General features: G+C 40.5%; 20 protein-coding genes and 1 pseudogene. 19 read left to right on the forward strand and 2 right to left on the reverse strand.

Annotated elements, in window-relative coordinates:
- Positions 1–93: 93 nt before the first annotated feature.
- The gene (locus QT16_RS19570; RefSeq protein WP_039490309.1) at positions 94–540 is read left to right on the forward strand and encodes a DoxX family protein; all 447 of its coding nucleotides are present in this window, start codon (positions 94–96) and stop codon (positions 538–540) included.
- A gap of 61 nt (positions 541–601) precedes the next feature.
- On the opposite strand, the gene QT16_RS19575 is transcribed toward QT16_RS19570, so the two are convergent.
- The gene (locus QT16_RS19575) at positions 602–3,688 is read right to left on the reverse strand and encodes a beta-galactosidase (protein ID WP_039490311.1); all 3,087 of its coding nucleotides are present in this window, start codon (positions 3,686–3,688) and stop codon (positions 602–604) included.
- A gap of 112 nt (positions 3,689–3,800) precedes the next feature.
- Here QT16_RS19575 and QT16_RS19580 point away from each other — a divergent pair, with 112 nt between their 5' ends.
- From QT16_RS19580 to QT16_RS20720, 6 genes and pseudogenes are all read left to right on the forward strand, one after another.
- The gene (locus tag QT16_RS19580; RefSeq protein ID WP_039490313.1) at positions 3,801–4,619 is read left to right on the forward strand and encodes an AraC family transcriptional regulator; all 819 of its coding nucleotides are present in this window, start codon (positions 3,801–3,803) and stop codon (positions 4,617–4,619) included.
- A gap of 81 nt (positions 4,620–4,700) precedes the next feature.
- On the forward strand, positions 4,701–5,009 hold the full coding sequence (locus tag QT16_RS19585; protein ID WP_039490315.1) for a hypothetical protein: 309 nt from the start codon (positions 4,701–4,703) through the stop codon (positions 5,007–5,009).
- A gap of 150 nt (positions 5,010–5,159) precedes the next feature.
- Positions 5,160–6,422, forward strand: coding sequence for a TolC family protein (locus QT16_RS19590; protein ID WP_039490318.1), 1,263 nt, complete (start codon positions 5,160–5,162; stop codon positions 6,420–6,422).
- Positions 6,419–7,666, forward strand: a complete 1,248-nt coding sequence (locus QT16_RS19595; protein WP_039490320.1) for an efflux RND transporter periplasmic adaptor subunit — start codon at positions 6,419–6,421, stop codon at positions 7,664–7,666. The genes QT16_RS19590 and QT16_RS19595 overlap by 4 nt, the downstream gene beginning before the upstream one ends.
- Before the next feature lie 8 nt (positions 7,667–7,674).
- Positions 7,675–10,803 (forward strand): efflux RND transporter permease subunit, encoded by a 3,129-nt coding sequence (locus QT16_RS19600; protein ID WP_039490322.1) that lies wholly within the window; start codon positions 7,675–7,677, stop codon positions 10,801–10,803.
- Between the two features lie 91 nt (positions 10,804–10,894).
- Positions 10,895–11,447 (forward strand): annotated as a pseudogene (locus QT16_RS20720) (hypothetical protein).
- 401 nt (positions 11,448–11,848) lie between these two features.
- Here the strand turns inward: QT16_RS20720 and QT16_RS19605 are convergent.
- Complete coding sequence (locus QT16_RS19605) at positions 11,849–15,172, reverse strand: ATP-binding protein (RefSeq protein ID WP_152609353.1); 3,324 nt, start codon at positions 15,170–15,172, stop codon at positions 11,849–11,851.
- A gap of 354 nt (positions 15,173–15,526) precedes the next feature.
- Between QT16_RS19605 and urtA the strand changes: the two genes are divergently transcribed.
- The 12 genes from urtA (at position 15,527) to ureG (ending at position 26,113) form a co-directional block, all read left to right on the forward strand.
- Positions 15,527–16,810 carry an urea ABC transporter substrate-binding protein gene (gene urtA, locus QT16_RS19610; RefSeq protein WP_039490326.1) on the forward strand — a complete coding sequence of 428 codons (1,284 nt, stop codon included), beginning with the start codon at positions 15,527–15,529 and terminating at the stop codon, positions 16,808–16,810.
- Between the two features lie 68 nt (positions 16,811–16,878).
- The gene (gene urtB, locus QT16_RS19615) at positions 16,879–18,483 is read left to right on the forward strand and encodes an urea ABC transporter permease subunit UrtB (protein ID WP_039490328.1); all 1,605 of its coding nucleotides are present in this window, start codon (positions 16,879–16,881) and stop codon (positions 18,481–18,483) included.
- Between the two features lie 2 nt (positions 18,484–18,485).
- Positions 18,486–19,607, forward strand: coding sequence for an urea ABC transporter permease subunit UrtC (gene urtC / locus QT16_RS19620; protein WP_152609355.1), 1,122 nt, complete (start codon positions 18,486–18,488; stop codon positions 19,605–19,607).
- 1 nt (position 19,608) lies between these two features.
- Complete coding sequence (gene urtD / locus QT16_RS19625; protein ID WP_039490330.1) at positions 19,609–20,382, forward strand: urea ABC transporter ATP-binding protein UrtD; 774 nt, start codon at positions 19,609–19,611, stop codon at positions 20,380–20,382.
- Positions 20,379–21,074 (forward strand): urea ABC transporter ATP-binding subunit UrtE, encoded by a 696-nt coding sequence (urtE, locus tag QT16_RS19630; RefSeq protein WP_039490333.1) that lies wholly within the window; start codon positions 20,379–20,381, stop codon positions 21,072–21,074. The genes urtD and urtE overlap by 4 nt, the downstream gene beginning before the upstream one ends.
- Before the next feature lie 10 nt (positions 21,075–21,084).
- Complete coding sequence (locus tag QT16_RS19635) at positions 21,085–21,966, forward strand: urease accessory protein UreD (RefSeq protein ID WP_039490335.1); 882 nt, start codon at positions 21,085–21,087, stop codon at positions 21,964–21,966.
- Between the two features lie 25 nt (positions 21,967–21,991).
- Positions 21,992–22,294, forward strand: coding sequence for an urease subunit gamma (ureA, locus tag QT16_RS19640; RefSeq protein WP_039490338.1), 303 nt, complete (start codon positions 21,992–21,994; stop codon positions 22,292–22,294).
- Between the two features lie 8 nt (positions 22,295–22,302).
- The gene (locus QT16_RS19645; RefSeq protein ID WP_039490340.1) at positions 22,303–22,623 is read left to right on the forward strand and encodes an urease subunit beta; all 321 of its coding nucleotides are present in this window, start codon (positions 22,303–22,305) and stop codon (positions 22,621–22,623) included.
- Positions 22,616–24,319 (forward strand): urease subunit alpha, encoded by a 1,704-nt coding sequence (gene ureC, locus QT16_RS19650; protein WP_039490342.1) that lies wholly within the window; start codon positions 22,616–22,618, stop codon positions 24,317–24,319. Before QT16_RS19645 ends, ureC begins: the two co-directional genes overlap by 8 nt.
- An 11-nt stretch (positions 24,320–24,330) precedes the next feature.
- Positions 24,331–24,792 carry an urease accessory protein UreE gene (gene ureE / locus QT16_RS19655; RefSeq protein ID WP_039490442.1) on the forward strand — a complete coding sequence of 154 codons (462 nt, stop codon included), beginning with the start codon at positions 24,331–24,333 and terminating at the stop codon, positions 24,790–24,792.
- Between the two features lie 14 nt (positions 24,793–24,806).
- Positions 24,807–25,490: an urease accessory protein UreF gene (locus QT16_RS19660; RefSeq protein WP_039490345.1), complete on the forward strand. Its 684-nt coding sequence runs from the start codon at positions 24,807–24,809 to the stop codon at positions 25,488–25,490.
- 11 nt (positions 25,491–25,501) lie between these two features.
- Positions 25,502–26,113, forward strand: a complete 612-nt coding sequence (gene ureG / locus QT16_RS19665) for an urease accessory protein UreG (protein WP_039490347.1) — start codon at positions 25,502–25,504, stop codon at positions 26,111–26,113.

Consider the following 26,113-nt stretch of genomic DNA (forward strand, 5'->3'; position numbering starts at 1 on the left):
TCCGTATTAATGTTTTTTAATGATGATAGTAAACTGTGTTCAACGGTTAGGAAAAACCTAACGATTAAATAAATTAAAACAGGACTAAAACTCATGAAATTACTAAACACATTACTTAGCTCAAAAGCAGGCGTAGCAGCATTAATTTTACGAGTACCAGTTGGCCTTATTTTAGCGGCGCATGGTGCACAAAAACTATTTGCTTGGTTTGGCGGTTACGGGCTTGAAGGTACAGGCCAATGGATGGCGAGTATTGGTTTAGAGCCTGGCTATTGGTTAGCAATGATGGCAGGTAGCGCTGAGTTTTTTGGTGGCATTGCATTAGCAATTGGTTTGTTAACTCGCCCAGCAGCTGTAGTTGCCGGCTTTACTATGCTGATTGCTATTTTTAGCGTACATATTAGTAATGGCTTATTTATGGCAAACAATGGCTATGAATACGCATTAACGTTACTTGTAGTAACTGTAGTTTTAGCAATTCAAGGAGCGGGAAGCTTTTCTCTTGATAACGTATTAGCTAAAAAACTAGCTAATAAATAGAGTTTATTAATTGAAGAATAGCGGCCAATTTGGCCGCTATTTTTGTAGGTTAACTACTAAATTATTTAGCTGAAAAAGTTAAAGAATAGCTGTACTGCTTTTGCTCAAGTAAATATTCTTTATGGGTACTTGGGCTCCATGAATCATCGCCACCAACCCCCATATGTTGATGATCAATGTGTACATGTACGCAATCATCAGCAATGAGTTCGTTAGTGTGTTTCGCTTGCGTTAACATACTTTGCGAATACTCACTGGCTGCAAATAAAAACGCGCCAGTCACGGTTAAGTTATTAATACTCAGTAATTGGCAATCACTACGTACGCCGTTATCGGTTGGGAATATATACGATGTATGTAGCTCATTTAAGCTCAAGCTGTAATAACCTAAACGTGCTGCGGCTTTGCGATCTGGGTAGTTTTCAAAAGGCCCTAAACCACGCCAGTTTACTTTTGTATCGCTTTGCTTGTTAAGCGTTGTACTTAGCCCTATACGCGGCATTGGCGGAAGTGTATCGTTTAAGTGCACATCAACATTTAAGCTAATATTGCCGGTATTATTTAGTGTATATAGCCACTGTGTTTGAGCTTGTAGCACGCCATTAAACTCATAATTAAATACACATGTAATACGTATATCAACACTTGATTGCACTGCGTGAATTGAGCTGCATGTGCGCTGCCATTGCCCTATACCTGCACGTAACCAACGTGCCTCCCATGCATTAGGGTCTAGGTTATCTACTTCGCTTACGCCTATGTCGTTATCAAGCGGGGCGCGATAAAAGTTATCAACCAGTGGGCTACTAATAACCTGAGTATCGTTTTGTAACCACTGCTCTATAAGCCCTGATTGCTTACTAAAAACAAGTTTAAACTTATCGTTTTCAATACTTAGTTGAGAGTCGGTTTCACTAACACTTATAGCACTTTGCTCTGTAGTTGATGTAAATGATTCACTGTTTAAATTATTACTATTTATAAGCTTAAACTGCTCGGTGTTTAATACATGCTCGGCACTTGCAAAGCTGCAGTTGTTAATTAGTGCTACATCTAAATTAAGGTGATATTGCGCACCTTGCTCAAACGCTGTTTTAGTTTTAATTGTTAACGTGTGTGTACTTTGCGGAGCAATATTAAGTACATGCTCGCCTTGTTCAACACAGATGCCATTTTGCATTAACTGCCAAACGAGCTTTTCGTTATCTGTGTGTCTAAATACGTAATCGCTAAATACATCAATAGTGTATTGATTTTTAGTTTGCTCGCGCAGCGTAAATTGTAAATGCTGTTGGCTGTATTTTGCTTCAAATAGGCTAGGGTGCGGGGTACGGTCAGGGAATAATAAGCCGTTAATACAAAATTGGCGATCGTTTAGTTCATCACCAAAATCGCCGCCGTAAGCCCAATAATGCTCACCGTTTTCATCAGTTTTAGATAAACCTTGGTCTACCCAATCCCAAATAAAGCCACCTTGCAGGCGAGGGTATTCTCTAAATGCTTGCCAGTAATCGTCAAAGCTACCTAGGCTGTTACCCATTGCATGGGCGTACTCACATAAAATAAGTGGGCGCGTTTCACCCGGTAGGCTTAGCCATTTTTTTATTGAATATTTTGGTACGGCGTCGTCGGCAACATGCGTATCTACACGGGCATACATTGGGCAAATAATGTCGGTTGCTGTGGTATTTGCGCCGCCACCTTCGTATTGCACTGGGCGAGAAGGGTCAAAGCTTTTTGACCATCCGTACATAGCATCGTGGTTGGCGCCGTGTCCGCATTCGTTACCTAATGACCAAATAATAATAGAGGCGTGGTTTTTATCGCGCTCAACCATTTGTGTATAGCGCGACATAAATGCACCAGCCCACTGTGGATCGCTGGCAAGCCTACCCATTGGGAACATGCCATGGGTTTCTATGTTTGCTTCGTCCACTACGTATAAACCTAGCTCGTCGCACAGCTCGTAAAAACGCGGGTGGTTAGGATAGTGAGCAGTACGTACAGCATTAAAGTTATTTTGCTTCATCAGCTTAATATCTTCAATCATGTCGGCGGTGCTTACTGTGTGGCCGTTTTCTGGGTGGTGTTCGTGGCGGTTAACACCGCGAATAAGTAGCGGTTTGCCGTTTAAGCAAAGCTGCCCGTTAAGCATTTCCACTTTTCTAAAACCAATGTTATAGGCTTCAACATCTACTGTGTTGCCTTGCTCATCTAGCAGGCTTACAACGCAGCGGTATAAGTATGGGGTTTCGGCGGTCCACTTTTTAGGGCTTTGTATATCAATGGTTTGAAATACTACATCGCTCCAGCCGCCTTTTTCATCAACGCGTTTATTGTTAGTGCTTTGTATGTGTGGCTCGCAGAGTGCTTGCTCATTATCAAAAACCTGTACTGCTACTTGGTAGTTATTTGGCGCATTTATCGCGGTTTTTATATGTAGCGTCGCATCGCGGTAGCAGGCGTCTAAATCGGGAGTAATAAATACATCGCGAATTTGGCTTTGCGGTTTGGTAAGTAAGTTAACATCGCGGAATATACCGCTTAGCCACCACATGTCTTGATCTTCTAGGTAACTGCCATCGCTCCAGCGAATAACCATAACCGCAATGTGGTTAGTACCTGCCACTAACAGCTCGCTTAAATCAAACTCGCTCGGTAAGCGACTATCTTGCGAATAACCCACCCATTGACCGTTACACCAAAGGTGAAACGCCGAGTTTACGCCTTCAAAAATAATATGGTTTCGTTGCGCTAATTGATCCGCCGTAATAGTAAACTCAGTGCGGTAGCAACCTGTTGGGTTATCGCTTGGTACAAATGGCGGGTTAACTGCAAATGGGTATTTAACATTACAGTAAATAGGTTTATCAAAGCCGTGTAACTGCCAGTTAGAAGGCACAGGAATACTTTGCCAATTTTTGCTTAGTGTTTCACTTAGCAGTGATTCATCAACCGCTTCGGGTTTATCAAATAATTTAAAATCCCATTGGCCGTTTAAACTTTGTTTTTGTGATTGTGTGTTAGAGCGGGCATGGTCAACGCTTTTAAATCCATTGAGTGGGCTGTGCGCTTTTACTTGATTAACTTGTACTGAAATTGGGTTTTCCCAATCACGGCGGTTAATTATGTGCTGTAGTGAGTTCATTAGTGTCCTATTGCATGTATGGCAATTATAGTGGCTTAAATATAGCTAAAATAATGCGTTGAGGTTATGCTTAAAGCTCTCTTTTATTTATCCAAAGCTATCATTTTAAATTATGCGCAACACTATTGTAGATGTACTCGATATTGGCCCAGAGTGTACAGAGCGGTTTATTGATTTAACCACGCTTTCGCAAATGCCAAACCTTGAAATAGAGCTGGCAGGTTGCTCTAATTTATTGGGTGACTATTGTGTTGCACGTACTAACCCGCTTGAACACACTCTTTTTTATACTTTGGCTGGTCAGGGCACACTTAAAACAGTTAATAACCAATACTCATTAACTGAAAATAGCTTAGCTATATTGCCTGCAAGGCAAAGTTTTGAGGTTAAAATAGCAAGCGAAAAGTGGGATGTGATTTGGCTAAACCTTGCAAACACTAAACGTTGGCAACATTTAAATTTAGCACAGGCTAAGGTATTAACTAATCAGCAATTAGCGCCATTACATTTAGCTATGGAACTTTTATATAGCGAAAGTAACGCTACTTTGCGCGAAGGTGTTATGCCTATTTTAAGCCACTATTTAAACACTACGTTGCAAAGCGAGCCGCAAATAGGTGGGCAAAACAGATTAACCAGCTTGTTTTTAGAGGTAGAAGAGCGCTTACAGTTTGATTGGACTATAGAGGTTATGTGCGAGCACGTGCATTACTCAGCACCACATTTACATAGGTTATGCCAAGCTCAATTTGGTAAAAGCCCTATGCAGCAGCTTATTTATTTACGCATTAAACGAGCTAAAAGCTTACTACTAAATACCCGCTGGCCTGTTGCCCATATTGCCGCTTACGTGGGGTATCCTAATATATTTAATTTTTCTAAACGGTTTAAAAAATCAGTGGGTGTATCACCAAGTGAATTTAGAAAATAACGTAAGCGGCTCTCTACATTTGAATAAATTTAAGGTATTGTGCGATTTCTTAAATTGCATTTTAGAGTTTTTAGGTAGGTAATGCGCTCAAACTACTTTTTAGTCGTGATACTTTTAGTGCTTGTGCACAGCTTTATTAGCTGTGATGCGGCGGCGTATCACCTGCAAGAAGAAGTTGATCACGTTACGCATGTTCATTCTCAAACAAATGCAAACGATGAAGATGCGCAATCACCTACTGAAATACATGCCCATCAGCATTGCCACTGTGGTTACTACAGTACGCTAAATCACTCTATAAGCCCTGAGCAAAGCCAAGCTACACTGCCTGCGTGCTATAGCGGTTTAAACTATCCACCAGATGTTCCGCCACCAAATTTTTATAGCTAGTTTTTAATTTTAAACACTTTGTAAATAACTGCCTGCGCCTGTGCGCTATAAGGCTAGTTATGTACATATTTAGGTTGCTTAATTGCGCTTGTTTTTAAAATAGGCGTAGTGATTAAGTCAACTCTGTTTGTTAAAAAACGGACATGCTATATGAACAAAAAACCACTTATGCTGGTGGCGCTACTGTGCGCATTACCTGCAATGAGCGTTTTGGCAAAAAATGAGCCTCAAAACGTATTAACGCTAAAGCAAGCGCTTAAAAATACCGAGCAGCAAAATGCTGAGCTTAAACGCTACCCGTATCATCAAAAAATATTAACGGCGCTTAAAACCCAAGCTGCGCTTTCACCTAATCCTGAGCTGAGTTTTGAAGCTGAAAACTTTTTAGGAACCCATGGCTCCCATGCGTTTTCGGGGGCGCAGTACACGCTGGCTTTAAGCCAATTAATAGAGCTGGGTGATAAACGCCAAAACCGCATTAACTACGCCACGGCAAATATAAAAGCGCAAACAATTGAGTATAAAAATACTCGGTTAGCACTTTTAGCAACCACCGCTGAGCGCTATTACCAAATACTTAAATTTCAGGCGTTAATTGCTTTAAATAGTGAGCGTAAAAACACCGTTAAGCAGGCACTTAACGCAATTGAAAAACGCGCTAAAGCGGGTGCAGCCTCAAGTGCTGATGTAACCCGCATGCGTTATGCATTAAGCCAAGTAGATTTAAATACGCTGATGCTAAATAGCGAATTTGAGCGTGCGCGCTTAGCTCTAACCGAGCTTTGGCAAGAGCCGCAAGTGAGTGATTACTATGCTGGCGATTTATCACAAATAGCTGCTATTAAAAGTGAAGCAGCGCTACTTGATGCGGTAAATACAGCACCTGAATTTGCACTGCTACAACAGCAATATATGCAGCAAACGGCTAATTTATCGCTGCAGCGCTCAAGCGGGCAAAGCGATTTAACCCTTGGTGGTGGCGTGCGATATAACCAGCAAACTGATGCCAGCTCGTTGGTGTTTTCTTTTTCAATGCCGCTGCAATTAAGCAATTCTAATAGCGGTAATATTGAAGCGGCTCAAAGTCAACTTACGCTACTTAATGAGCAACAAGGGCAATTACGTATTCAGCTACGCCAGCAAATACGCACTTTGTATGCGTATTACCAAGGTAAAACTGCGCAGGCACAGCTATTAACACATCAAGTTATTCCACAAGCACAAACGCTTATAAAACAAAGTTTAAAGAGCTACCAACAAGGGCAAATATCGGTATTGCAATTGCTAGACGCACAGCAAGCTCTATTTGATTCTAAACGCGCACTTATCAACATCCATAGCGAGCTATATCAAGTGCTGCTTACCCTTGAGCGTTTAACTGGCCAACCTTTAATTGAGACTCATCAATCATGAATAACACTCTTATCGCATTATTTATAACGCAATTATTTGCACTCCCATTATTAAGTAGCACGGCTATGGCATCTGATAGCCATCACGAAAAAGGTCACGAAGAAGGCCACAAAGACGAACACACACAAAAAGGCCCACACGGCGGATTTTTACTAACCAATAACGCGCTTGATTTAGAGCTCAAGTTAACTCAGTTTGCAGGTAATACCGAGCTGCGAATATATGGCTTTAATAACGATAAAGCTGTGGATATAAACCAGTTAGACGTAACCATAAATGTGCAGCGTTTAAGTGAAGAGCCACAGCTTATTCGTTTTAAAGCTGAAGATGACTATTTAGTAAGTACCGTGAGCGTAAACGAGCCGCACTCGTTTAAGCTCGATGTAATGGCAAGTTATAAAGGGCAAAAAATTAACTACCACCATGAGCAAGAAGAAGGGCGTACAACGCTAAGCTCCCAAGCAATTGAACGCGCAGGAATTAAAACCGACATTGCAAAAGCAGGCACGGTTGAGCTAACAGATACTTTATTTGGTGTTATAGCATCCACCGCGCACGGCACCGTTGAAGTAATGGCGCCTTATACCGGCTTAGTTAACGATATCTTTGTAAGCATTGGTCAAAACGTTAAAAAAGGCGATAAACTTGCCAGCATTACCAACCGCGAAACCCTACAAAATTACACCATAAAAAGCCCAATTACAGGCGTTATTACCGAGCAATATTTAAAGCGCGGTGAGCTTGCCAACAGCGCATTAATGCAAATAGTAAACCTTGAAACCGTATGGGTCGAGCTCTCGGCTTTTCCTGAAAATATTGAAAAGCTCGCCATAGGACAAAGCGCAAAAGTGTACGATTTACATCATCATTTAAATGCGCAAGGTGAGGTGTTTTACATAGCCCCGATGATGAGCGGCGGGCATATTGCGCGTGCGCGAATCGAGCTTACAAACCCTGATGGTCATTGGCGTCCTGGTATGCATGTTAATAGCGACATTAGTACTGCAAAAGTAGATGCTGCAGTGCGAGTAAAGGCTACAGCTGTGCAGGAATTTAACGGCAAACCTAGTGTGTTTATTAAAAGCGGCAATGTATTTGAAGTCCGCCCTGTAAAGCTTGGTGCTAAAAACAGCGAGTGGGTAGAGGTACTTGAGGGGCTTTCGCCAAATAGTGAGTACGTAACGCAAAATAGTTATGTAATTAAAGCCGATATATTAAAAAGCGGCGCAAGCCACTCACACTAGGAGGCAGCATGATTGATTGGATCGTTTCTTTTGCGGTTAAACGCCGCATGATGGTGCTTGCGCTCACGCTTTTATTTGCTGGGTTTGGTGTATACAACACACAAAATTTAGCCGTGGATGCCGTACCCGATATAACTAATGTGCAAGTACAAATAAATACAAAAGCGCCTGGGTTTACCCCGCTTGAAGCAGAGCAGCGCATTACCTATTTAATTGAAACCGCTATGGCGGGCATACCAAAGCTTGATTACACTCGTTCTATTTCGCGTTATGGGCTTTCGCAAGTTACCGTTATTTTTAACGAAGGCACTGATATTTACTGGGCGCGCCAGCAAATATCAGAGCGCATCCAAAGTATTCGCTCAGACTTGCCAGCCAATATTGAGCCAAACTTAGGGCCAATTGCCAGCGGGCTAGGGGAGATTTTTACTTACTCTGTGCATGCAAATAACGGTGCATTAAAAGATGATGGCACGCCATTTAACGCAGAGGATTTACGTACCCTGCAAGATTGGGTTATTCGCCCGCAGCTATTAAAAGTAAAAGGTGTTACCGAAATAAACAGCCAAGGTGGATTTGAGCGCCAGTACCAAGTAGCCCCCGTGCCTGAAAAACTACTCGCTTATAAGCTCACGCTAAGCGATGTAATTACTGCACTTAAATTAAATAACAGCAACCAAGGCGCAGGGTTTATAGAACGCTTTGACGGACAATATTTAGTGCGCTCACCAGGGCAATTAAAAACCATTGATGGTATAGCCAATACTGTAGTTGCTAAGCGCGATGATGCACCAGTACGGATTAAAGATGTAGCAAATGTGCGTTTAGGTAAAGAGCTCAGAACCGGCGCTGCTACTTATAATGGTAAAGAAACCGTGCTCGGCACCGCCATGATGCTAATTGGCGAAAACAGCCGCGTAGTGGCAAAAGCCATGGCTGATAAACTCAAAGACGTACAGCTAAGCTTGCCTGAAGGTGTTGTGGTAGAAGCAGTTTATGACCGCACAACCCTTGTTGATAAAACCATAGACACTGTAAAAACTAACCTGTTTGAAGGCGCTGTATTAGTGATTGTTATTTTGCTGCTGTTATTAGGTAATGTAACCGGCGCGCTTATTACGGCAATGGTTATTCCGCTTAGCATGTTATTTGCCATTACCGGTATGGTAGGTAATCGTGTGTCGGGTAACCTAATGAGCCTAGGCGCAATCGACTTTGGTTTAATAGTTGATGGCGCTGTAATTGTGGTTGAAAACTGTTTAAGACAACTTGGCCTTGCGCAGCATAAACATGGCCGGCTACTTACATTAAATGAGCGTTTAAGTGTTGTAACCGCCGCTACTAAAGAAGTGTTTAGCCCTGCGGTATTTGGCATTTTAATTATTATGCTGGTGTATTTGCCGCTGTTTGCACTTAGTGGGGTTGAGGGAAAAATGTTTCAGCCAATGGCATTTACGGTTGTAGCCGCACTAGTTGGCGCACTTATTTTTGCTGTTACCTTTGTACCTGCCGCTATTGCGGTATTTGTGCGAGGTAAAGTAAGCGAGAGCGAAAATGCCGTTATGCGCGGTATTAAAAAAGGCTACAAACCACTGCTTGGTTTATCGCTTAAGTTGCCATGGGTAATGTTAAGCATTGCTGCTGTGCTTGTAATTGTACTTGGTTTTAAAGTTAAAAATATGGGCGCTGAATTTTTACCGCAGCTTGATGAAGGCGATATAGCGATGCACGCACTGCGCATTACCGGCACCGGTATTGAACAATCGGTAAAAATGCAAAAAGAGCTAGAGCAAGCCATTTTAGACATACCTGAAGTTGAAAAAGTATTTTCAAAAATTGGCACCCCAGATGTAGCAAACGATCCTATGCCACCTAACGTTGCCGATACCTTTTTAATGTTAAAGCCGCGCGAACAATGGCCTAATCCCGCTTTAAGTAAAGAAGAGCTGGTTAAGCAAATTCGCCATTTAGTAAATGAAGTACCAGGTAACAACTATGAGTTTACACAACCTATAGAAATGCGTTTTAACGAGTTAATAGCAGGCGTGCGCGCCGACGTTGCGGTGCGTATTTATGGCGATGATTTATCAACATTAAAACAGTATGGCGAAAAAGCCACAGCCTTGGTGCAAAACATTACTGGCGCAACTGATGTACGCCTTGAGCAAATACAAGGTTTGCCTACACTTTCGGTAACGCCGCTTCGCGATCATATGGCGCTGTTAGGTTTAACAGTAACTGATATACAGCAAAGTGTAAGTGCTGCGGTAGGCGGTGTACAAACCGGGCTTATTTATGAAGGCGATAAACGCTTTTCGTTATTAGTGCGTTTAGATGAGCGCTGGTCAAGCGATGTATCACAGCTTGCGCGTTTGCCTGTAGCGGTGCCCAAAAGCGCTAACCCCGACCTTGCATTTGTACCGCTAGGGGAAGTTGCAAATATTAGTATTGATAAAGGGCCTAATCAAATTAACCGTGAAAGCGGTAAGCGTAATGTTGTTGTTACTGCAAATGTAGAAGGGCGTGATTTAGCAAGCTTTGTAAGTGATGCACAAGCCGCTTTAAATTCAGATCTTAATTTACCAAGTGGTTATTGGATTGAATACGGCGGCACATTTGAGCAATTAGAATCGGCAAGTAAGCGGTTATCGCTGGTGGTGCCAGTTACTTTATTGCTTATATTTGGCCTGCTTTACAGTGCGTTTAATTCACTTCGTGATTCGTTAATTATATTTAGCGGCGTACCACTTGCACTGACCGGTGGTGTACTTGCGTTACTATTACGCGATATGCCGTTATCAATATCGGCAGGCGTTGGCTTTATCGCGCTAAGTGGCGTAGCCGTATTAAACGGTGTGGTTATGCTGTCGTTTATTAAACAATTAAGAGCCGATGGGCTTAGTTTAATTGATGCGATACAAACCGGTGCACTTTCGCGCTTGCGTCCAGTATTAATGACCGCTTTAGTGGCAAGCTTAGGGTTTATTCCTATGGCGCTAAATACTGGCACCGGCGCTGAGCTACAAAGGCCGCTGGCTACGGTTGTGGTTGGCGGGATTATTTCATCAACCTTACTTACGCTATTAATATTACCGGCACTTTATAAGCTAGTGCATGCAAAGTTTAATAGGCAATAAGAGGCTGAGTCTCGTTTAAGAAATTGCACTAAATACCTGTTCAGAGATCCGATCTTTCGACCAAAAACAATTGGATAAACTAGGACCAGGCATTATTAAATTAGTTGGATTGTTTTGCGTTGTCGATGATTTTTGCAAAGTATTTATACCCCGATGGGAAAAATAATTACTCGAAGATGGTATGCAAAAACATCAGCGGACAGGACATATGACGACCAGTAAAATTACGACTATTGTTATTAGTTTACATATGTCACATCATCGTAATTTTAAAAATTACTACCTTAGCTATGTGTCACTCATGTAAAAAGTGAATTTCCTAACTTACACAGTTACACTCGATTTCTAGTCGTTATGCCGAGGATAATTGTGCCTATGTGCGCCTATTTCACTTCACTTAAAGGTAAACAATTAATGACTAACTCAAGAATATATCCTTCATCGAATATTCGAGACATCGGAGTATCAACAGCTTTATGTTAAATTTAGTAGCTGGATTGGTGGCTTATTGCTTTAAAGAAAATAAGCCATGTTGCATTGGCCTCTTGATACTACCACACATTAATTTAACTGGCATAGAGCTTAACGCATTAGCTATCGCTGAGCATTGTGTGCTTGAGGAGTTCGCGAACACTGATAAGTAGCCCTTTATGAGATTTCAATCATACATCCAATATTTTATCTGTATCTAACTCACAGGGACATATTGACGGCTCAGCTTTTTGTAAGGTTTTAAGGTGGCATTTGATTCTTTTTTCACCCGTTTATTGAGTGTATGTTGCTTCCTCTTGATTAATGATCTGCATTATTTTTCGCCACCATAGTCAGATTTTATCCGTGAGCCGCTGTAGCTATTATAAAGCTTTTAAAATCTAATGTATTTCCCCCTGGACGATTGCTTTTTTACTTGCGCTAATTTTTGCTGAGCGCGATAAATAATTGTTTTGTTCACCGAGGTATTGAATTGTTTGCGTGTTATAACGCGCAGCAGTAGTGATAAAATATCTGCTATGTAGCGCTACTTTTAAACTTGATTACTTGCGCTCTATTCTTTAATCGTATCGCGCGCATTGTCATTAGATACTTCAATCAAGTCTTCAAGACGCTTTATTATTTTTTGAAATTGACACTGTTGTGCGTAATCACGTAATTGACGATAAGTATCATCAGGAAATGCATACTCTTCATTTATTTTATTTAACTTATTGATAAAACCCGATAAATATCCTATTTCTGCGGTCACCTTAAGAGTTTGATATTGGTTTTTTCCTACTAAAGTAAGATTATGGCCTTCCGTTTCATGAGACGTTTTTGCGGGGATGTGGTGTTGCCAAGTTAGGTTTAGCCAATAGCCCACTTTCTCTAGTAAAGTGTTAATATCAAATGGTTTTACTAAATAATCGTTATGTTGTCCGTTAGCAGTATTAGACACCTCTAAATCTCGAACATTAGCAGAGACAATTATGATGGGTTGTAAAAATCCGGAGTTCCGTATTTGCTTTGCTGCTTGCCAACCATTCACACCAGGCATTTTTAAGTCCATCAAAATGATATCTATATTCTTGTTATTTAACTCAGTCATGGCGCTAAACGCAGAGTCCGCGCTAATTAGGTTAAACCCAATTGGGGTCATAATGTCGCTTATGAGCTCTCGTTGTCCTATTTCATCATCCACGACAAGCACTATTTTTCGTACACCCTCGTAACCTTTGATAGTATTTTCAGAGATGTTTTCTGCATGTTCTTTTTTTATTTTTGGTAGTAGTAAACTTAGTTTAAAACAACTTCCTTTGCCTATTTCACTGTTCAATGATATGTCGCCGCCCATAAGATCTGAAAGGGCTCTGGAGATTGTTAGGCCTAAACCTGTGCCGGGTAGCGTGGCGTTATCTGTAACTCTTTCAAAAGGTTTAAATATTATTTCTTTGTCGGCCTCTGAAATTCCTGGACCTGTATCCGTTATTTCAAAGTGCCCTACTTCATTTCTGTATACGACGGTGAAACTCACAGTCCCGTACTGGGTAAACTTGATAGCGTTTGAAATTAAATTGATGAGTATTTGCCTAAAACGTTGTTTGTCTACTGTTACAAATTCTGGTAAGTAAGCAGGGAAATTATATTTAAATTCTAATCCTTTAGATGACGCTTGTAGCTCAAACATATTAACTAGCTGCTCTAATAATGGTCTAAGATGTACCTCATCACGATGTATAGAAAGTCGTCCAGCTTCTATTTTTGATACCTCAAGCAAGCCTTCAATTAAATCAGCCAAGTGTTCCCCATTTCGTTTCATGGTATTAATAGATTGGCGTGTTTCCTGTTTAAGTTCAGTGTCTTTTGAAAGTAACTGGGCGTAGCCTAAAAGCACATTTAGTGGCGTTCTAAGTTCATGACTCAACCCAGCTAAATAGCGACTCTTTGCTTGGTTCGCTGATTCAGCCGTTGTTACTGCTAATTGAAATGCTTTACTGGTCTTTTCATGAGCACTTATTTCGCTCGCTAAAGCAGACGTTTGCTCTCTAAGTTCTGTTAAAGTTGTACGGCTACTTTCCCTTGCTAAGGTAAATAGCCAACTTACAACACCGACAATAATCAATAAAAAGAAGAATATTTTAAATAAAAGTGAGGTGAAAAGTGCATCTAGTTCAGGGCTGTTTTTGGGGATTTGCTTGTAAATCAAAAAGAGAACTGCGGCAATAATACAACTTAAAACTGTAGTGACAATAACCCATTGGGTAATAGCTGTGGAAGCTAAAATAGTACTTTTACTATTAAAATAGCGCTTTAAAATCGACTTTATTTGGGCCGAAAAAGTTGCTTGGTCACGGCATTTATCTGCACATCGAGCATCAAGGGAGCAACACAGCGAACAAATAGTTTGCTGATAAGCCGGGCAATATGCCATATCTTCTTTATCAAAGGAGTTTTCACAAATACAACAGGTGTTACTAATAGGGAGCTCATCATGGGGGGTGCTATTGAGGTAATACTTCCCTTTGGTTAATAAGCCAATTATTGGCACACTGATAAAAGGGATAATAAACGCAATATAAGATCCAAGAGCTTTAGCAATAGGGCCTAGTAAACCTGAATGAGCTAAAAAGCCAACTGTAGAGGCTATAATCATCGAACCAACCCCTACAGGGTTAATATCATAGAGTTTAGAACGCCTAAATTCGATATGTGCAGGACCAATACCTAATGGTTTATTAATAATCAAATCAGCCACTACTGAGCTAAGCCAAGCTAGTACCAATACTGAATAAACTTGAAGCATGCTTTCAATTGTATGATAAACCCCTAATTCCATTAATAATAATGCAATTAAAATATTAAATATCATCCAGACAACTCGCCCTGGATGATTATGTGTAAGCCGGCTGAAAAAGTTAGACCATGCAAGCGAGCCTGCATAGGCATTAGCAACATTAATTTTCAGTTGAGATAAAATGACGAAAATTGCCGCCAAGGCTATACTTAAAGTTGTATCATTAAACATAAATGAGAATATAGTTTGGTACATGTGAACAGGATCATTTGCCATTTCTCTATCGACATTGTGCATCAATGCAAAGTAGGCTAAAAAAGATCCTAAAAGCAGTTTTGCTGCGCCAAAGATAACCCAACCAGGCCCAGCAAATATCACTGCCAACCACCACTTTTTCTTGTTTTTACTGTTAGTGGCTACGGGTAAAAACCGTAAAAAATCAACTTGCTCTCCTATTTGTGCCACTAACGATAATAAAACCGCCGAGGCTGCGCCAAATAATAGAATATCAAAATGCTCTGCTGACTCACCTGCATCGCCGTTAAAGTTCATCCAGCCCGTTAAATTTACATCTGAGTGGTTAAATATATAAATTAATGGAAACATCTGTAGCACAAACCAGATAGGTTGAGTCCACAATTGGAAGCGACTGATGTTAGTAATTCCATGAGAAACTAATGGGATCACTACTAAGGCGCTAATTGCATAGCCGATACTTAATGGTATCTGAAGCCACACTTGTAGCGCCATCGCCATAATTGCAGCTTCTAAAGCAAAAAAGATAAAGGTAAATGAGGCGTAAATTAATGAGGTGATCGTGGAGCCCATATATCCAAAGCCAGCCCCACGACTGAGTAAATCCACATCAACACCATATTTGGCTGCATAATAACTAATCGGTAAACCAGAAATAAAAACAACGGCAACAAGCGCTAAAATAGCGTAAACAGCGTTAATATACCCGTAACTGAGTGTAATTGCTCCGCCTATGGCTTCTAGCACCATAAAAGAGACAATACCTAAAGAGGTTATTGCTATGCGAGAAAAGGACGACTTACGTGCTCGTTTTGAGGTATATCTTAATGCAAAATCTTCCATCATTTCATTTGCAACGAGTGCAGTATAGGTGCGGCGGCTAAAAGGTGATGGACGATCTTTTTGTATCTCTGTTTTATTTTTGTTATTGATAATATTTTTGCCTATGAAAATTGACCACCACTGAACCCTAAGTGTGGCAAGGGCTGGAGAATCATTACCACTTAACTCAGTATAGAATCATTGCTGCACAAGGACAATAGAGTGATGCAAAAACTACCTACGTAATTTGACTCATATTTTTTCTGCGTTGATCCCGTAATAATCAGTTCATAGTTTGCAGTAACGAATACGGTCCTTTAAAGACCTCATTAAATATTGCAAAAACATAGATAAATAAATGACCATGAGAGAATTATTATGAAGTTACGTACGTTAATTATCAGAAGTTCCCTTGTTTTAAGTACTGCTTTTTCAAGCATGAGTATAGCCGAAGAAGAAATAATAAAAGTTGGCGTATTACACTCTTTAACAGGAACAATGGCGATCAGTGAAACTACACTCAAAGATACAGTTTTAATGATGGTAGATGAGCAAAATAAAAAAGGGGGGCTGCTTGGGAAAAAACTAGAGGCTGTGGTTGTAGATCCTGCGTCAAATTGGCCATTATTTGCAGAAAAAGCACGTGAGCTTTTAGTTAAAGAAAAGGTTGATGTGATTTTTGGAGGATGGACTTCAGTTTCTAGAAAATCAGTATTACCGGTAATTGAAGAACTCAACGGAATGCTTTTTTATCCAGTACAGTATGAAGGAGAAGAGTCATCTAAAAATGTATTTTACACTGGCGCGTCGCCAAATCAGCAAGCTATTCCTGCCGTTGATTATTTGATGAATGATATCGGCGCTAAGCGCTGGATTTTGCTTGGCACTGATTATGTATATCCACGTACAACTAATAAAATTTTAGAGTCATACCTAAAGCAAAACGGTGTTAAACCTGAAGATATAATGGTTAGCTATACGCCATTTGGTCATTCTGATTGGCAAAATATTGTATCGCAGGTTAAGAAGTTTGGCTCTACTGGCAAAAAGACCGCAGTGGTATCTACCATAAATGGTGATGCGAACATTCCTTTTTATAAAGAACTAGGTAATCAGGGTATTTCTGCACAAGATATTCCAGTGGTTGCTTTTTCAGTTGGTGAAGAAGAACTTTCAGGTTTTGATACCTCACCATTAGTGGGTCACCTAGCCGCATGGAATTACTTTCAAAGTATATATACCCCTGAAAATGAAGCATTTATCGCTAAATGGAAAACGTATATCGGTGATGACAAACGCGTTACTAACGATCCTATGGAAGCGACTTATATAGGTTTTAACATGTGGGCTAAAGCTGTTGCAGCAGCTGGAACAACGGACGTCGATAAAGTCTCTGATGCACTTATCGGCGTTACCGTGCCTAATTTAACTGGTGGAGTGGCAGTTATGAATCCTAATCATCATCTCTCAAAACCAGTCTTTATTGGTGAAATCCAAGATGACGGTCAAGTTGAAGTTGTTTGGGAAACTCCTGGTACTGTGCGCGGTGATGCATGGTCAGACTACCTAGAAAGCTCTAAAAATATTATGTCAGATTGGAGTGCGCCAATGTCATGCGGAAATTATGACGTAGTAGCAGGCAAGTGCTCAGGAGCAAAATAATATTTAGCGTGTTTTACTTTGAGTTTGGCATAACCTTGTTATGCAATAGATAGGGAATGAGATAGATTATGAACTTTAATATTTTAAGAATCGTTATTCTTATCTGTTTTACTTGGTCGTCATTAGTCAGTGCGAAAAGTGATGCGCAGTTTGATAAGCTGGTAGCAAAGCTACCAACTTCAAACTTTAAAAGCCTTGCGCCACTTTTGGATAAAATAGCGTTATCAGATGACCCCAGAAGTTCGGAGCTTTTAGGACGTTTATCGCAAGGCGATGTTTATTTTGTACCAAGCTCAAAGCAAGTACTTTATATGGCTAAAGATGCTCAAGGGACACGTACTTATACAGATGTGATCACAACGCAAGCAATTGATACACCTCAAGGAAGGTTAAAAAAAGTAAGAGTTAATAACTATATACGCACTTTGATCCAGCAACTCCAAGCGCAGCAAAATTTAAATAATCCAGACAAAGTCATTCGATTATCCGCAGCAAAAGAGATACTCCGAGACGTTGATAGCATATACACAGAAACGCTCAACAAACGGCTCGCTAAAGAAGATGATGAGGAAATAATAGACATACTTGATGTAATCGTTGCTTTAAAACAGCTTAAAAGCGGTGATGAAAATCAGCTTGATGATTCATTAACTGTACTAAAAGGAAGTTTGGAACCTGATGTCAGAGCTACATTGATGAATGAGTTAAATGCAATAGATAAGCATTCGGCTTCCTCAATCAAAGATATTCAACGTGTGCTAGATACCATTGATAGAAAAAGAAAATGGTATGGCTACGTCGAAAATATATTTTTTGGTTTGAGTTTAGGTTCAGTGTTATTACTCGCCGCAATTGGCTTAGCAATCACATTTGGTGTAATGGGTGTTATTAATATGGCACACGGCGAAATGATCATGTTAGGCGCTTATACTACTTACGTTGTGCAACAGCTTTTTCCTGATTTACTCACTTACTCTTTATTCATAGCCGTTCCCGCTGCATTTTTAGTGTCAGGTTTAGTGGGGATCATTATTGAACGATGTGTTATTCAATTTTTAAAAGGACGCCCTTTAGAGACATTACTTGCAACCTTTGGTGTAAGTTTAATTTTGCAGCAATTAGTCCGTACAGTGTTTTCTCCTTTAAACCGTCAAGTTGCTTCACCAGAGTGGATGAGCGGCTCATGGCAAATTAACCCTGCGCTATCCGTCACTTTTAACCGCTTATATATTATTTTATTTTCACTTTCGGTGTTTTTTGCACTATTAGTTTTTCTAAAAAAATCATCATTAGGATTGCATGTGCGTGCTGTTGCACAAAATAGAGAAATGGCAAAAGCATTAAGTATAAAAAGTAATTGGGTTGATGCCGCTACATTTGGCTTAGGCTCGGGAATTGCAGGTATTGCAGGGGTGGTACTGAGTCAATTGACCAATGTCGGCCCTAACCTTGGTCAAGCCTATATTATTGATTCATTTTTGGTTGTGGTATTTGGTGGCGTGGGCAACTTATGGGGCGCATTAGTTTCCGCTATGAGCTTGGGTATACTTAATAAATTTTTAGAGCCTCTTACGGGGCCGGTGATGGCGAGTATTTTAGTACTAGTGGGCTTAGTCTTTTTTATTCAAAAACGCCCTCAAGGGTTATTTCCTAAAAAAGGGAGAGCAGAATGATGATGAATTGGTTCTCCACTTCACTACGACGTGTATGCCTAACATTAATACTAACGGGCGTTTATGTCGTTATTGCCAATGTAGTATTTCCAGAGGGGTCAATATTTCATGTAAGTAGTTATACCGTAAACTTATTAGGTAAATACCTTTGTTATGCGCTTTTGGCATTATCGCTGGATTTAGTCTGGGGCTATTGCGGCATAATGAGCTTAGGGCACGGGGCATTCTTTGCATTAGGTGGCTATGCCATGGGAATGTATTTAATGCGTCAAATCGGCGACCGAGGTGTGTACGGTAACCCAATTTTACCGGATTTTATGGTCTTTTTAGATTGGAGCTCATTACCATGGTTTTGGTCAGGGACCGATAGTTTTATTTGGACGTTATTTTTGGTCATGGCGGTGCCGGGGGTCCTTGCGTTCATATTTGGGGTAATGGCATTTCGCTCAAAAGTCAGCGGTGTATATTTATCAATCATGACCCAAGCGATGACCTATGCCCTGATGCTTGCTTTTTTTAGAAATGAGATGGGATTTGGTGGCAATAATGGACTCACTGATTTTAAAGATATTTTAGGATTTTCATTGCAATCAAATAATACCCGACTCGTCTTGTTTATGCTGACGGTGATCACTTTATTAGTAGCTTATTATGTTTGCGACAAAATTGTCACTTGTAAAGCCGGTAAAGTGGTTTTAGGTATTCGTGATTCTGAGCGAAGGGTCAGCTTTGTTGGTTACAATACGGTAAGCTTTAAAGTATTTTTATTTACCTTTTCAGCCATATTAGCAGGCATTGCAGGTGCATTGTACGTGCCTCAAGTGGGTATTATTAATCCCGGTGAATTTTCACCTATAAACTCTATCGAGATTGTTATTTGGGTTGCAATTGGTGGGCGTGGCACTCTTTATGGCGCAATTGTTGGGGCGTTAGTGGTTAGTTTTGCAAAGTCGAAATTAACAGGCCTGATGCCAGAAGCGTGGTTATTTGCTTTAGGTGGGTTGTTTGTCTTAGTGACTCTATTTATGCCAAAAGGGATTGTAGGATTAATTAATAATCCTGAGGCGAGGCAAGCACTTATCAATAAATTATCACTGCGTTTAGCTCGTAAAAAAGGAGCGTAAGATGAACTACCCAAAACCAGATACAACTCATGGCGTCATCTTATATATGGAAGATGTCAGTGTAAGTTTTGATGGCTTTAAAGCGCTTAATAATCTTAATCTGTATATTAATGATGGTGAATTACGTTGTTTAATTGGAGCGAATGGTGCAGGAAAAACCACCTTGATGGACGTGATCACGGGTATGACACGGCCTGATGCTGGAACCGTGAACTTTGGTCAAAATATTGATTTACTAAAGCTCAACCAAGAGCAAATAGCACGTTACGGTATCGGGCGAAAGTTTCAAAAGCCCACCGTATTTGAAGCACTCACCGTGTATGAAAACTTATACTTAAGCCTGCATATGGATAAGCGGTTATGGGCAACACTTTTGCATAAACTTAGTGGTGAACAGCGCGATGATATCGATCAGGTATTAGAAACAATAGGTCTTGTTTCCATGCGAAATCGTTACGCTGGAGAGCTTTCTCATGGACAAAAGCAATGGTTAGAAATTGGAATGTTATTAGCGGCTAAACCTCGATTACTTTTGGTTGATGAGCCAGCTGCAGGCTTAACCGTTCAAGAAGTTGAAAGAACGGCTGAGTTGTTAACATCTTTAGCAGGAGAGCATTCGGTTGTTGTGGTTGAACATGATATGAGTTTTGTACGCTCGATTGCTAAAACCGTTACAGTCTTACATCAAGGCAGTGTTCTAGCTGAGGGGAGTATGGATTATGTACAAAGCCATCCAGAAGTAAAGCGAGTTTATTTAGGTGAGGAAGGAGTATGATTGAAACAACAAACCTTAACCAAAAATACGGGGGAAGCCAAATTTTATGGGACATAAACATGCAAATCTCTACGGGTTCGCGTACCTGTATTATGGGACGAAATGGCGTAGGTAAAACCACATTACTGAAATGCTTAATGGGGTTACTACCTATCTCTAGTGGCGATATTTTAATAGAAGGTACGAATGTATCAAAAGCCAATATTGAAAAACGGCCTAATATCGGAATTGGTTATGTACCACAAGGACGACATATTTTTTCTCAATTAACAGTGGAAGAAAACCTAAAAGTAAGTCTTAATTGTAAAAGACAAACAGCTAAAAGCATTCCAACCGAAGTATTTGATTACTTTCCTGTTTTAAAAGAAATGCTGACACGGCGTGGAGGGGACTTATCAGGAGGTCAGCAACAGCAGCTTGCAATAGCCAGAGCGCTGGTTTTAAACCCGAATACGCTTATCCTTGATGAGCCTAATGAAGGTATACAGCCGAACATTGTACAATTGATCCGTGATGTACTGCTTACTCTAAATAAGGAAAAAAATATGACGATTATTCTTGTGGAGCAAAAATTACCTTTTGCGCGTGCAGTAGCAGAGCAATTTAACTTAATTGAGCGAGGGCGTATTGTTTCATCTGGGCATATTGATGATTTATCTGATGAACTAGTAAACAAGTATTTATCAGTATAAGGATTATTCGATGAATAAAGCCGTATCCATTGATGATAGAAGTTGGTTGGCCAGTTTATCACTTAGCTTTGAAGCACGAGCAGATAAAACAATATTAAAAAATACAATAAGAAAGGGCCCTTTAGGGATCCAACGTGCCTTTTATCCAGAAAAAAATGGGTGTGCACATGTTTATATTTTACACCCACCGGCAGGTATCGTCTCTGGTGATACGCTAGATTTAACCCTTAACATGGGTGAAAATAGTCATGCGCTTATTACTACACCAGGTGCTGCGCGTTTTTATCGAGCAAGGGAAGCATCGCCTTGTGCGGCTGAGCAAACCCAAAATGTCACCTTCTATATTGAAAATAATGCAATCGCTGAATATTTGCCTATGGAAACATTGGTCTACACTAAAGCCAATGCTATTAACGGCCTTGATATTCACCTTAAAGGAAACGCAACTTATATTGGTTGGGAAATTATTTGTTTAGGCCTACCGCACGTAGATCAAGCTTTTAATGGCGGCTATTTACGCCAGTCAACGACGTTATTCCATGATGAGAAATGTATTTTTCATGATCGTATGTCGCTCGTGGCTAATGACGCGATAACGTCGCAAAAAATAGCATTGGGTGGCAATCACGTAGTGGGTAATATGCTGTTATTCAGCGGGGCAATAAAAGAGCAAAAACAAACGGATGAATTGGTTGTATTATGTCGACAGGCCGTGGCTCTGTTTGAAAGTGACTTGCATATTGGAGTAACCCAGTTACAGAAAGTGGTGATCGTTCGTTACTTAGGAGATTGCAGTGAGCAGTGTCGTAAAATTTTTAATGCAATTTGGCAAGTTACACGACCTTTTTTATTAACACAAGAAGTGACAACACCGAGAATATGGTTCACCTAAAATAAATTTAATAAAGAGCATTATTATGGAATTATTACCCAGAGAAAGAGATAAATTACTCCTATTTACCGCGGGTTTATTAGCTGAGCGGCGGCTTGGGCGAGGATTAAAGCTTAATTATCCAGAGTCGATCGCTTTTATCTCATTAGAGATCCTAGAAGGCGCGCGTGAAGGTAAAACGGTTGCAGAATTAATGGATTATGGCAGAACATTACTTAGTGTTGATATGGTGATGGAAGGGGTTGCTGACTTAATTGAAGATGTGCAAGTGGAAGCAACCTTCCCTGATGGTACTAAACTTGTAACTGTTCACAATCCAATTGTGTAGGAGGTAATATGATCCCAGGTGAGCTATTTCCAGCTGACGGTGACATCCATCTCAACCAGAATCGTCCAACCATTGAGATTGAAGTGATAAATGAAGGGGACAGACCCATTCAAGTTGGATCTCATTATCATTTTTATGAAGTGAATCAGGCATTACTGTTTGAGCGTGAGTTAGCTAAAGGCTGGCGTTTGAATATTACCGCAGGTACAGCTGTGCGATTTGAACCAGGGCAGCGACGAACTATCGAGCTCGTTAAGTTTGCAGGCACTGGCACTATTTACGGATTTAGAGCACAAGTGATGGGTCAATTGGAGAATAATAATGGCTAAAATTGATAGACGCGCTTATGCACATATGTTTGGCCCAACAACGGGAGATAGACTTAGATTAGCAGATACAGCTCTTATAATCGAAGTCGAAAAAGATTACACAAATTATGGTGAAGAAGTAAAATTTGGGGGAGGGAAAGTTATTCGTGATGGCATGGGGCAAGGGCAGCTATCGTGCACCCTGACACCTGATTTGGTTATCACTAATGCTTTGATTATTGACTATTGGGGGATCATTAAAGCTGATGTTGGTATTAAAGACGGACGAATTGTAGCAATTGGTAAAGCGGGTAATCCTGATATACAAGATAATGTCACTATCGCGATTGGCCCAGGTACTGAGATTATTGCAGGTGAGGGTAAAATATTAACCGCTGGTGGGATTGATGCACATATTCATTTTATTTGCCCACAGCAGATAGATGAAGCATTGATGTCAGGTGTTACTACTATGATTGGCGGTGGCACAGGGCCGGCAACAGGTAGTAATGCAACAACCTGCACACCTGGTCCGTGGAACATCACTAAAATGCTCCAAGCAACTGAAAATATGCCAATGAACTTCGGCTTTTTAGGTAAAGGTAACGCTAGTCTTCCTATCGCATTAGAAGAGCAAATCCAAGCAGGCGTGTGTGGCTTAAAGCTTCATGAAGATTGGGGTACGACTCCAGCTGCAATTGATAACTGCTTAACCGTAGCCGATAACTATGACGTACAAGTAGCCATTCATACCGACACACTCAACGAAGCGGGTTTCATGGAAGATACCATGAAGGCTTTTAATTCAAGAACAATACATACCTATCATACGGAAGGAGCTGGGGGAGGCCATTCTCCGGATATTATTCGTGCGTGTGGCGAGTCGAATGTGTTGCCGTCATCAACTAACCCGACACGACCTTATACAGTTAACACGATTGATGAGCACCTTGATATGTTGATGGTATGCCATCATTTAGATCCATCAATTCCTGAAGATGTTGCTTTTGCTGACTCTCGAATTCGTAAAGAAAGCATCGCTGCAGAAGATATACTTCAGGATTTAGGAGCGATTAGTATGATTGCCTCTGACTCTCAAGCGATGGGCCGAGTTGGTGAAATGATTTGTCGAACTTGGCAAAGCGCTCATAAAATGAAAGTACAGCGTGGTCCACTAAAAGAAGACAGTGAACGTAACGATAATCATCGTGTTAAACGTTATATTAGCAAATATACGATCAACCCAGCGATTAGCCATGGTATCAGCCATGAAGTTGGCTCCATTGAAGTAGGTAAGCTAGCAGATATTGTGCTTTGGAAACCCGCATTTTTTGGTATCAAACCCAGCCTAATTTTAAAGTCAGGCTTTATTGCAGCTGCGCCAATGGGTGATCCAAATGCGTCCATTCCTACGCCTCAACCAGTGTATTATCGACCTATGTTTGGTAGTTATGGCAGCGCAGCAAGTCAGTTATCGATGACTTTTCTTTCTCAAGCTGCTATGGATAATGATATACCGAATAAAATTGGTTTAAGCCGTCTAACATCTGCCTGTAAACATACCCGAACCATTTCAAAAAATGATATGCGCTTGAACAGTTGGCAGCCCACCATAGAAGTTGACTCCCAAACCTATGAAGTGCGCGCAAATGGAGAGTTATTAACCTGTGAACCATTAGCCATTCTGCCTTTAGCGCAGTTATATAGTTTGTTTTAAATGAGATGAATATGATTGAAGTACATATAAGAACACATGTTCCAACAACTGAGATAGATGACACAATCACGTTGGATTTTAATACCAGGCAAAAATCAAGAATTAAAGTACAAACTGATAAAGGGTTGGATGTTGGTATATTTCTTGAACGAGGAAAACCCTTACATATTGATGAAATATTAATTTCAGATTGCGGTAAAAAGATCCGCGTAAATGGGGAGCTAGAACCCGTTATTACTGCCTCTACAGAGGATTGGCTTACATTTTCTAAAGTTTGTTATCACCTAGGGAACCGCCATACTCGGTTGCAAGTAGGTGATCGATGGTTACGTTTTCAGCCTGATCATGTACTTACCGAGCTGGTAACAAAATACCAGCTTAATGTCGATGAGACCCCCGCTATTTTTGAGCCAGAAAGTGGTGCGTACGCTAAACAATCAGATGGGCATTCAGCTCATCATCATCATGAATAATAAGTCCATTGCTAATGAATAACCTTGCACTGACTCGCTTATTACAGCTTTGTAATCCTAATTTACCTATTGGTGGCTTTTCGTTTTCACAAGGGTTGGAATCTGCAATAGAAAAGGGGTGGGTAACTAATCCAACAGACTTAAACGAGTGGGTATCTACGATGCTGTTTGAATCTCTAGGCAATACTGACTTACCCTTACTCGCGCACCAGCGTAACGCGATACAAAGCAATAACTACGAACAGTTTGAAAAAAACGAACAGTTAATATGTGCTACTCGCGAAACAAGTGAAATTCTTATGGCAGAGCAAGCTATGGGTACAGCAATGCTTAGGCTTTTAAAAAATTTAAAGGGAGTTAACCATACAGAATCCCCGTTATGGTTAACTGAATTTAATAAATTGAGTTTTATAAGTAGTTTTGCTATTGCTAGTCACCATTTTCAGCTAGATATCGATACAACGCTGACTGGTTATGCATGGACGTTCGTTGATTTTCAAATTGCAGCGGCGGTAAAGTTAATTCCGTTGGGGCAAACGGATGGGCAAAACCTACTCTTTGAAATAGCTAAAAAAATACCTGATTGCGTGACTCAATCACAATCTGTGCAATGGGATTGTATAGGTCAATCATTGCCTGGGCTTGCTATTGCAAGTAGTTGGCACGAACAACAATATTCAAGATTATTTCGTTCTTAAGGAAAAAAATTATGACAAAACAAACGCTCCGTGTTGGAGTAGGTGGTCCTGTAGGTTCAGGTAAAACCGCATTGCTAAAAGCGCTATGCCAAAAAATGAGCAAAAAATATAATATGGCTGTTGTCACTAATGATATTTATACACATGAAGACGCGCAGTTCTTAACGCGTCACGGCGTACTGGATGAAGATCGTATTATTGGTGTTGAAACAGGAGGTTGCCCACATACTGCGATACGTGAAGACGCATCGATGAATTTAGCGGCAATTGATGAACTCCAACAGCGCCATGAAAATTTAGATTTTGTGCTCGTTGAAAGTGGTGGTGATAATCTAAGCGCAACGTTTAGTCCTGAGCTTTCAGACCTCACGCTCTACGTAATTGATGTTTCAGCAGGAGATAAAATTCCGCGTAAAGGCGGGCCCGGCATTACAAAATCAGATCTGTTAATTATTAATAAAATAGATTTAGCGCCCTATGTGGGGGCATCGCTTGATGTCATGCAAGAAGACTCTCTTAAAATGCGCGGGAGTAAACCTTTTGTTTTTAGTAATTTAAAAACAGAACAAGGACTGGATGAAATCATCAACTTTATAGAAACTGAAGGAATGCTACTTAAGTAG

This window comes from Pseudoalteromonas distincta, from assembly GCF_000814675.1.
Classification (GTDB): domain Bacteria; phylum Pseudomonadota; class Gammaproteobacteria; order Enterobacterales; family Alteromonadaceae; genus Pseudoalteromonas; species Pseudoalteromonas distincta.

Excerpts from the sequence above, each read along its gene's own strand:
- QT16_RS19605 (WP_152609353.1), bottom strand. The coding sequence starts at position 15,172 with ATGATGGAAGATTTTGCATTAAGATATACCTCAAAACGAGCACGTAAG.
- urtD (WP_039490330.1), top strand. The coding sequence starts at position 19,609 with ATGAACTACCCAAAACCAGATACAACTCATGGCGTCATCTTATATATG.
- QT16_RS19585 (WP_039490315.1), top strand. The coding sequence starts at position 4,701 with ATGCGCTCAAACTACTTTTTAGTCGTGATACTTTTAGTGCTTGTGCAC.
- ureE (WP_039490442.1), top strand. The coding sequence starts at position 24,331 with ATGATTGAAGTACATATAAGAACACATGTTCCAACAACTGAGATAGAT.
- QT16_RS19590 (WP_039490318.1), top strand. The coding sequence starts at position 5,160 with ATGAACAAAAAACCACTTATGCTGGTGGCGCTACTGTGCGCATTACCT.
- ureA (WP_039490338.1), top strand. The coding sequence starts at position 21,992 with ATGGAATTATTACCCAGAGAAAGAGATAAATTACTCCTATTTACCGCG.
- QT16_RS19635 (WP_039490335.1), top strand. The coding sequence starts at position 21,085 with ATGAATAAAGCCGTATCCATTGATGATAGAAGTTGGTTGGCCAGTTTA.
- QT16_RS19570 (WP_039490309.1), top strand. The coding sequence starts at position 94 with ATGAAATTACTAAACACATTACTTAGCTCAAAAGCAGGCGTAGCAGCA.
- QT16_RS19600 (WP_039490322.1), top strand. The coding sequence starts at position 7,675 with ATGATTGATTGGATCGTTTCTTTTGCGGTTAAACGCCGCATGATGGTG.
- urtE (WP_039490333.1), top strand. The coding sequence starts at position 20,379 with ATGATTGAAACAACAAACCTTAACCAAAAATACGGGGGAAGCCAAATT.
- ureC (WP_039490342.1), top strand. The coding sequence starts at position 22,616 with ATGGCTAAAATTGATAGACGCGCTTATGCACATATGTTTGGCCCAACA.
- urtB (WP_039490328.1), top strand. The coding sequence starts at position 16,879 with ATGAACTTTAATATTTTAAGAATCGTTATTCTTATCTGTTTTACTTGG.
- QT16_RS19660 (WP_039490345.1), top strand. The coding sequence starts at position 24,807 with ATGAATAACCTTGCACTGACTCGCTTATTACAGCTTTGTAATCCTAAT.
- QT16_RS19645 (WP_039490340.1), top strand. The coding sequence starts at position 22,303 with ATGATCCCAGGTGAGCTATTTCCAGCTGACGGTGACATCCATCTCAAC.
- ureG (WP_039490347.1), top strand. The coding sequence starts at position 25,502 with ATGACAAAACAAACGCTCCGTGTTGGAGTAGGTGGTCCTGTAGGTTCA.
- urtA (WP_039490326.1), top strand. The coding sequence starts at position 15,527 with ATGAAGTTACGTACGTTAATTATCAGAAGTTCCCTTGTTTTAAGTACT.
- urtC (WP_152609355.1), top strand. The coding sequence starts at position 18,486 with ATGAATTGGTTCTCCACTTCACTACGACGTGTATGCCTAACATTAATA.
- QT16_RS19580 (WP_039490313.1), top strand. The coding sequence starts at position 3,801 with ATGCGCAACACTATTGTAGATGTACTCGATATTGGCCCAGAGTGTACA.
- QT16_RS19575 (WP_039490311.1), bottom strand. The coding sequence starts at position 3,688 with ATGAACTCACTACAGCACATAATTAACCGCCGTGATTGGGAAAACCCA.
- QT16_RS19595 (WP_039490320.1), top strand. The coding sequence starts at position 6,419 with ATGAATAACACTCTTATCGCATTATTTATAACGCAATTATTTGCACTC.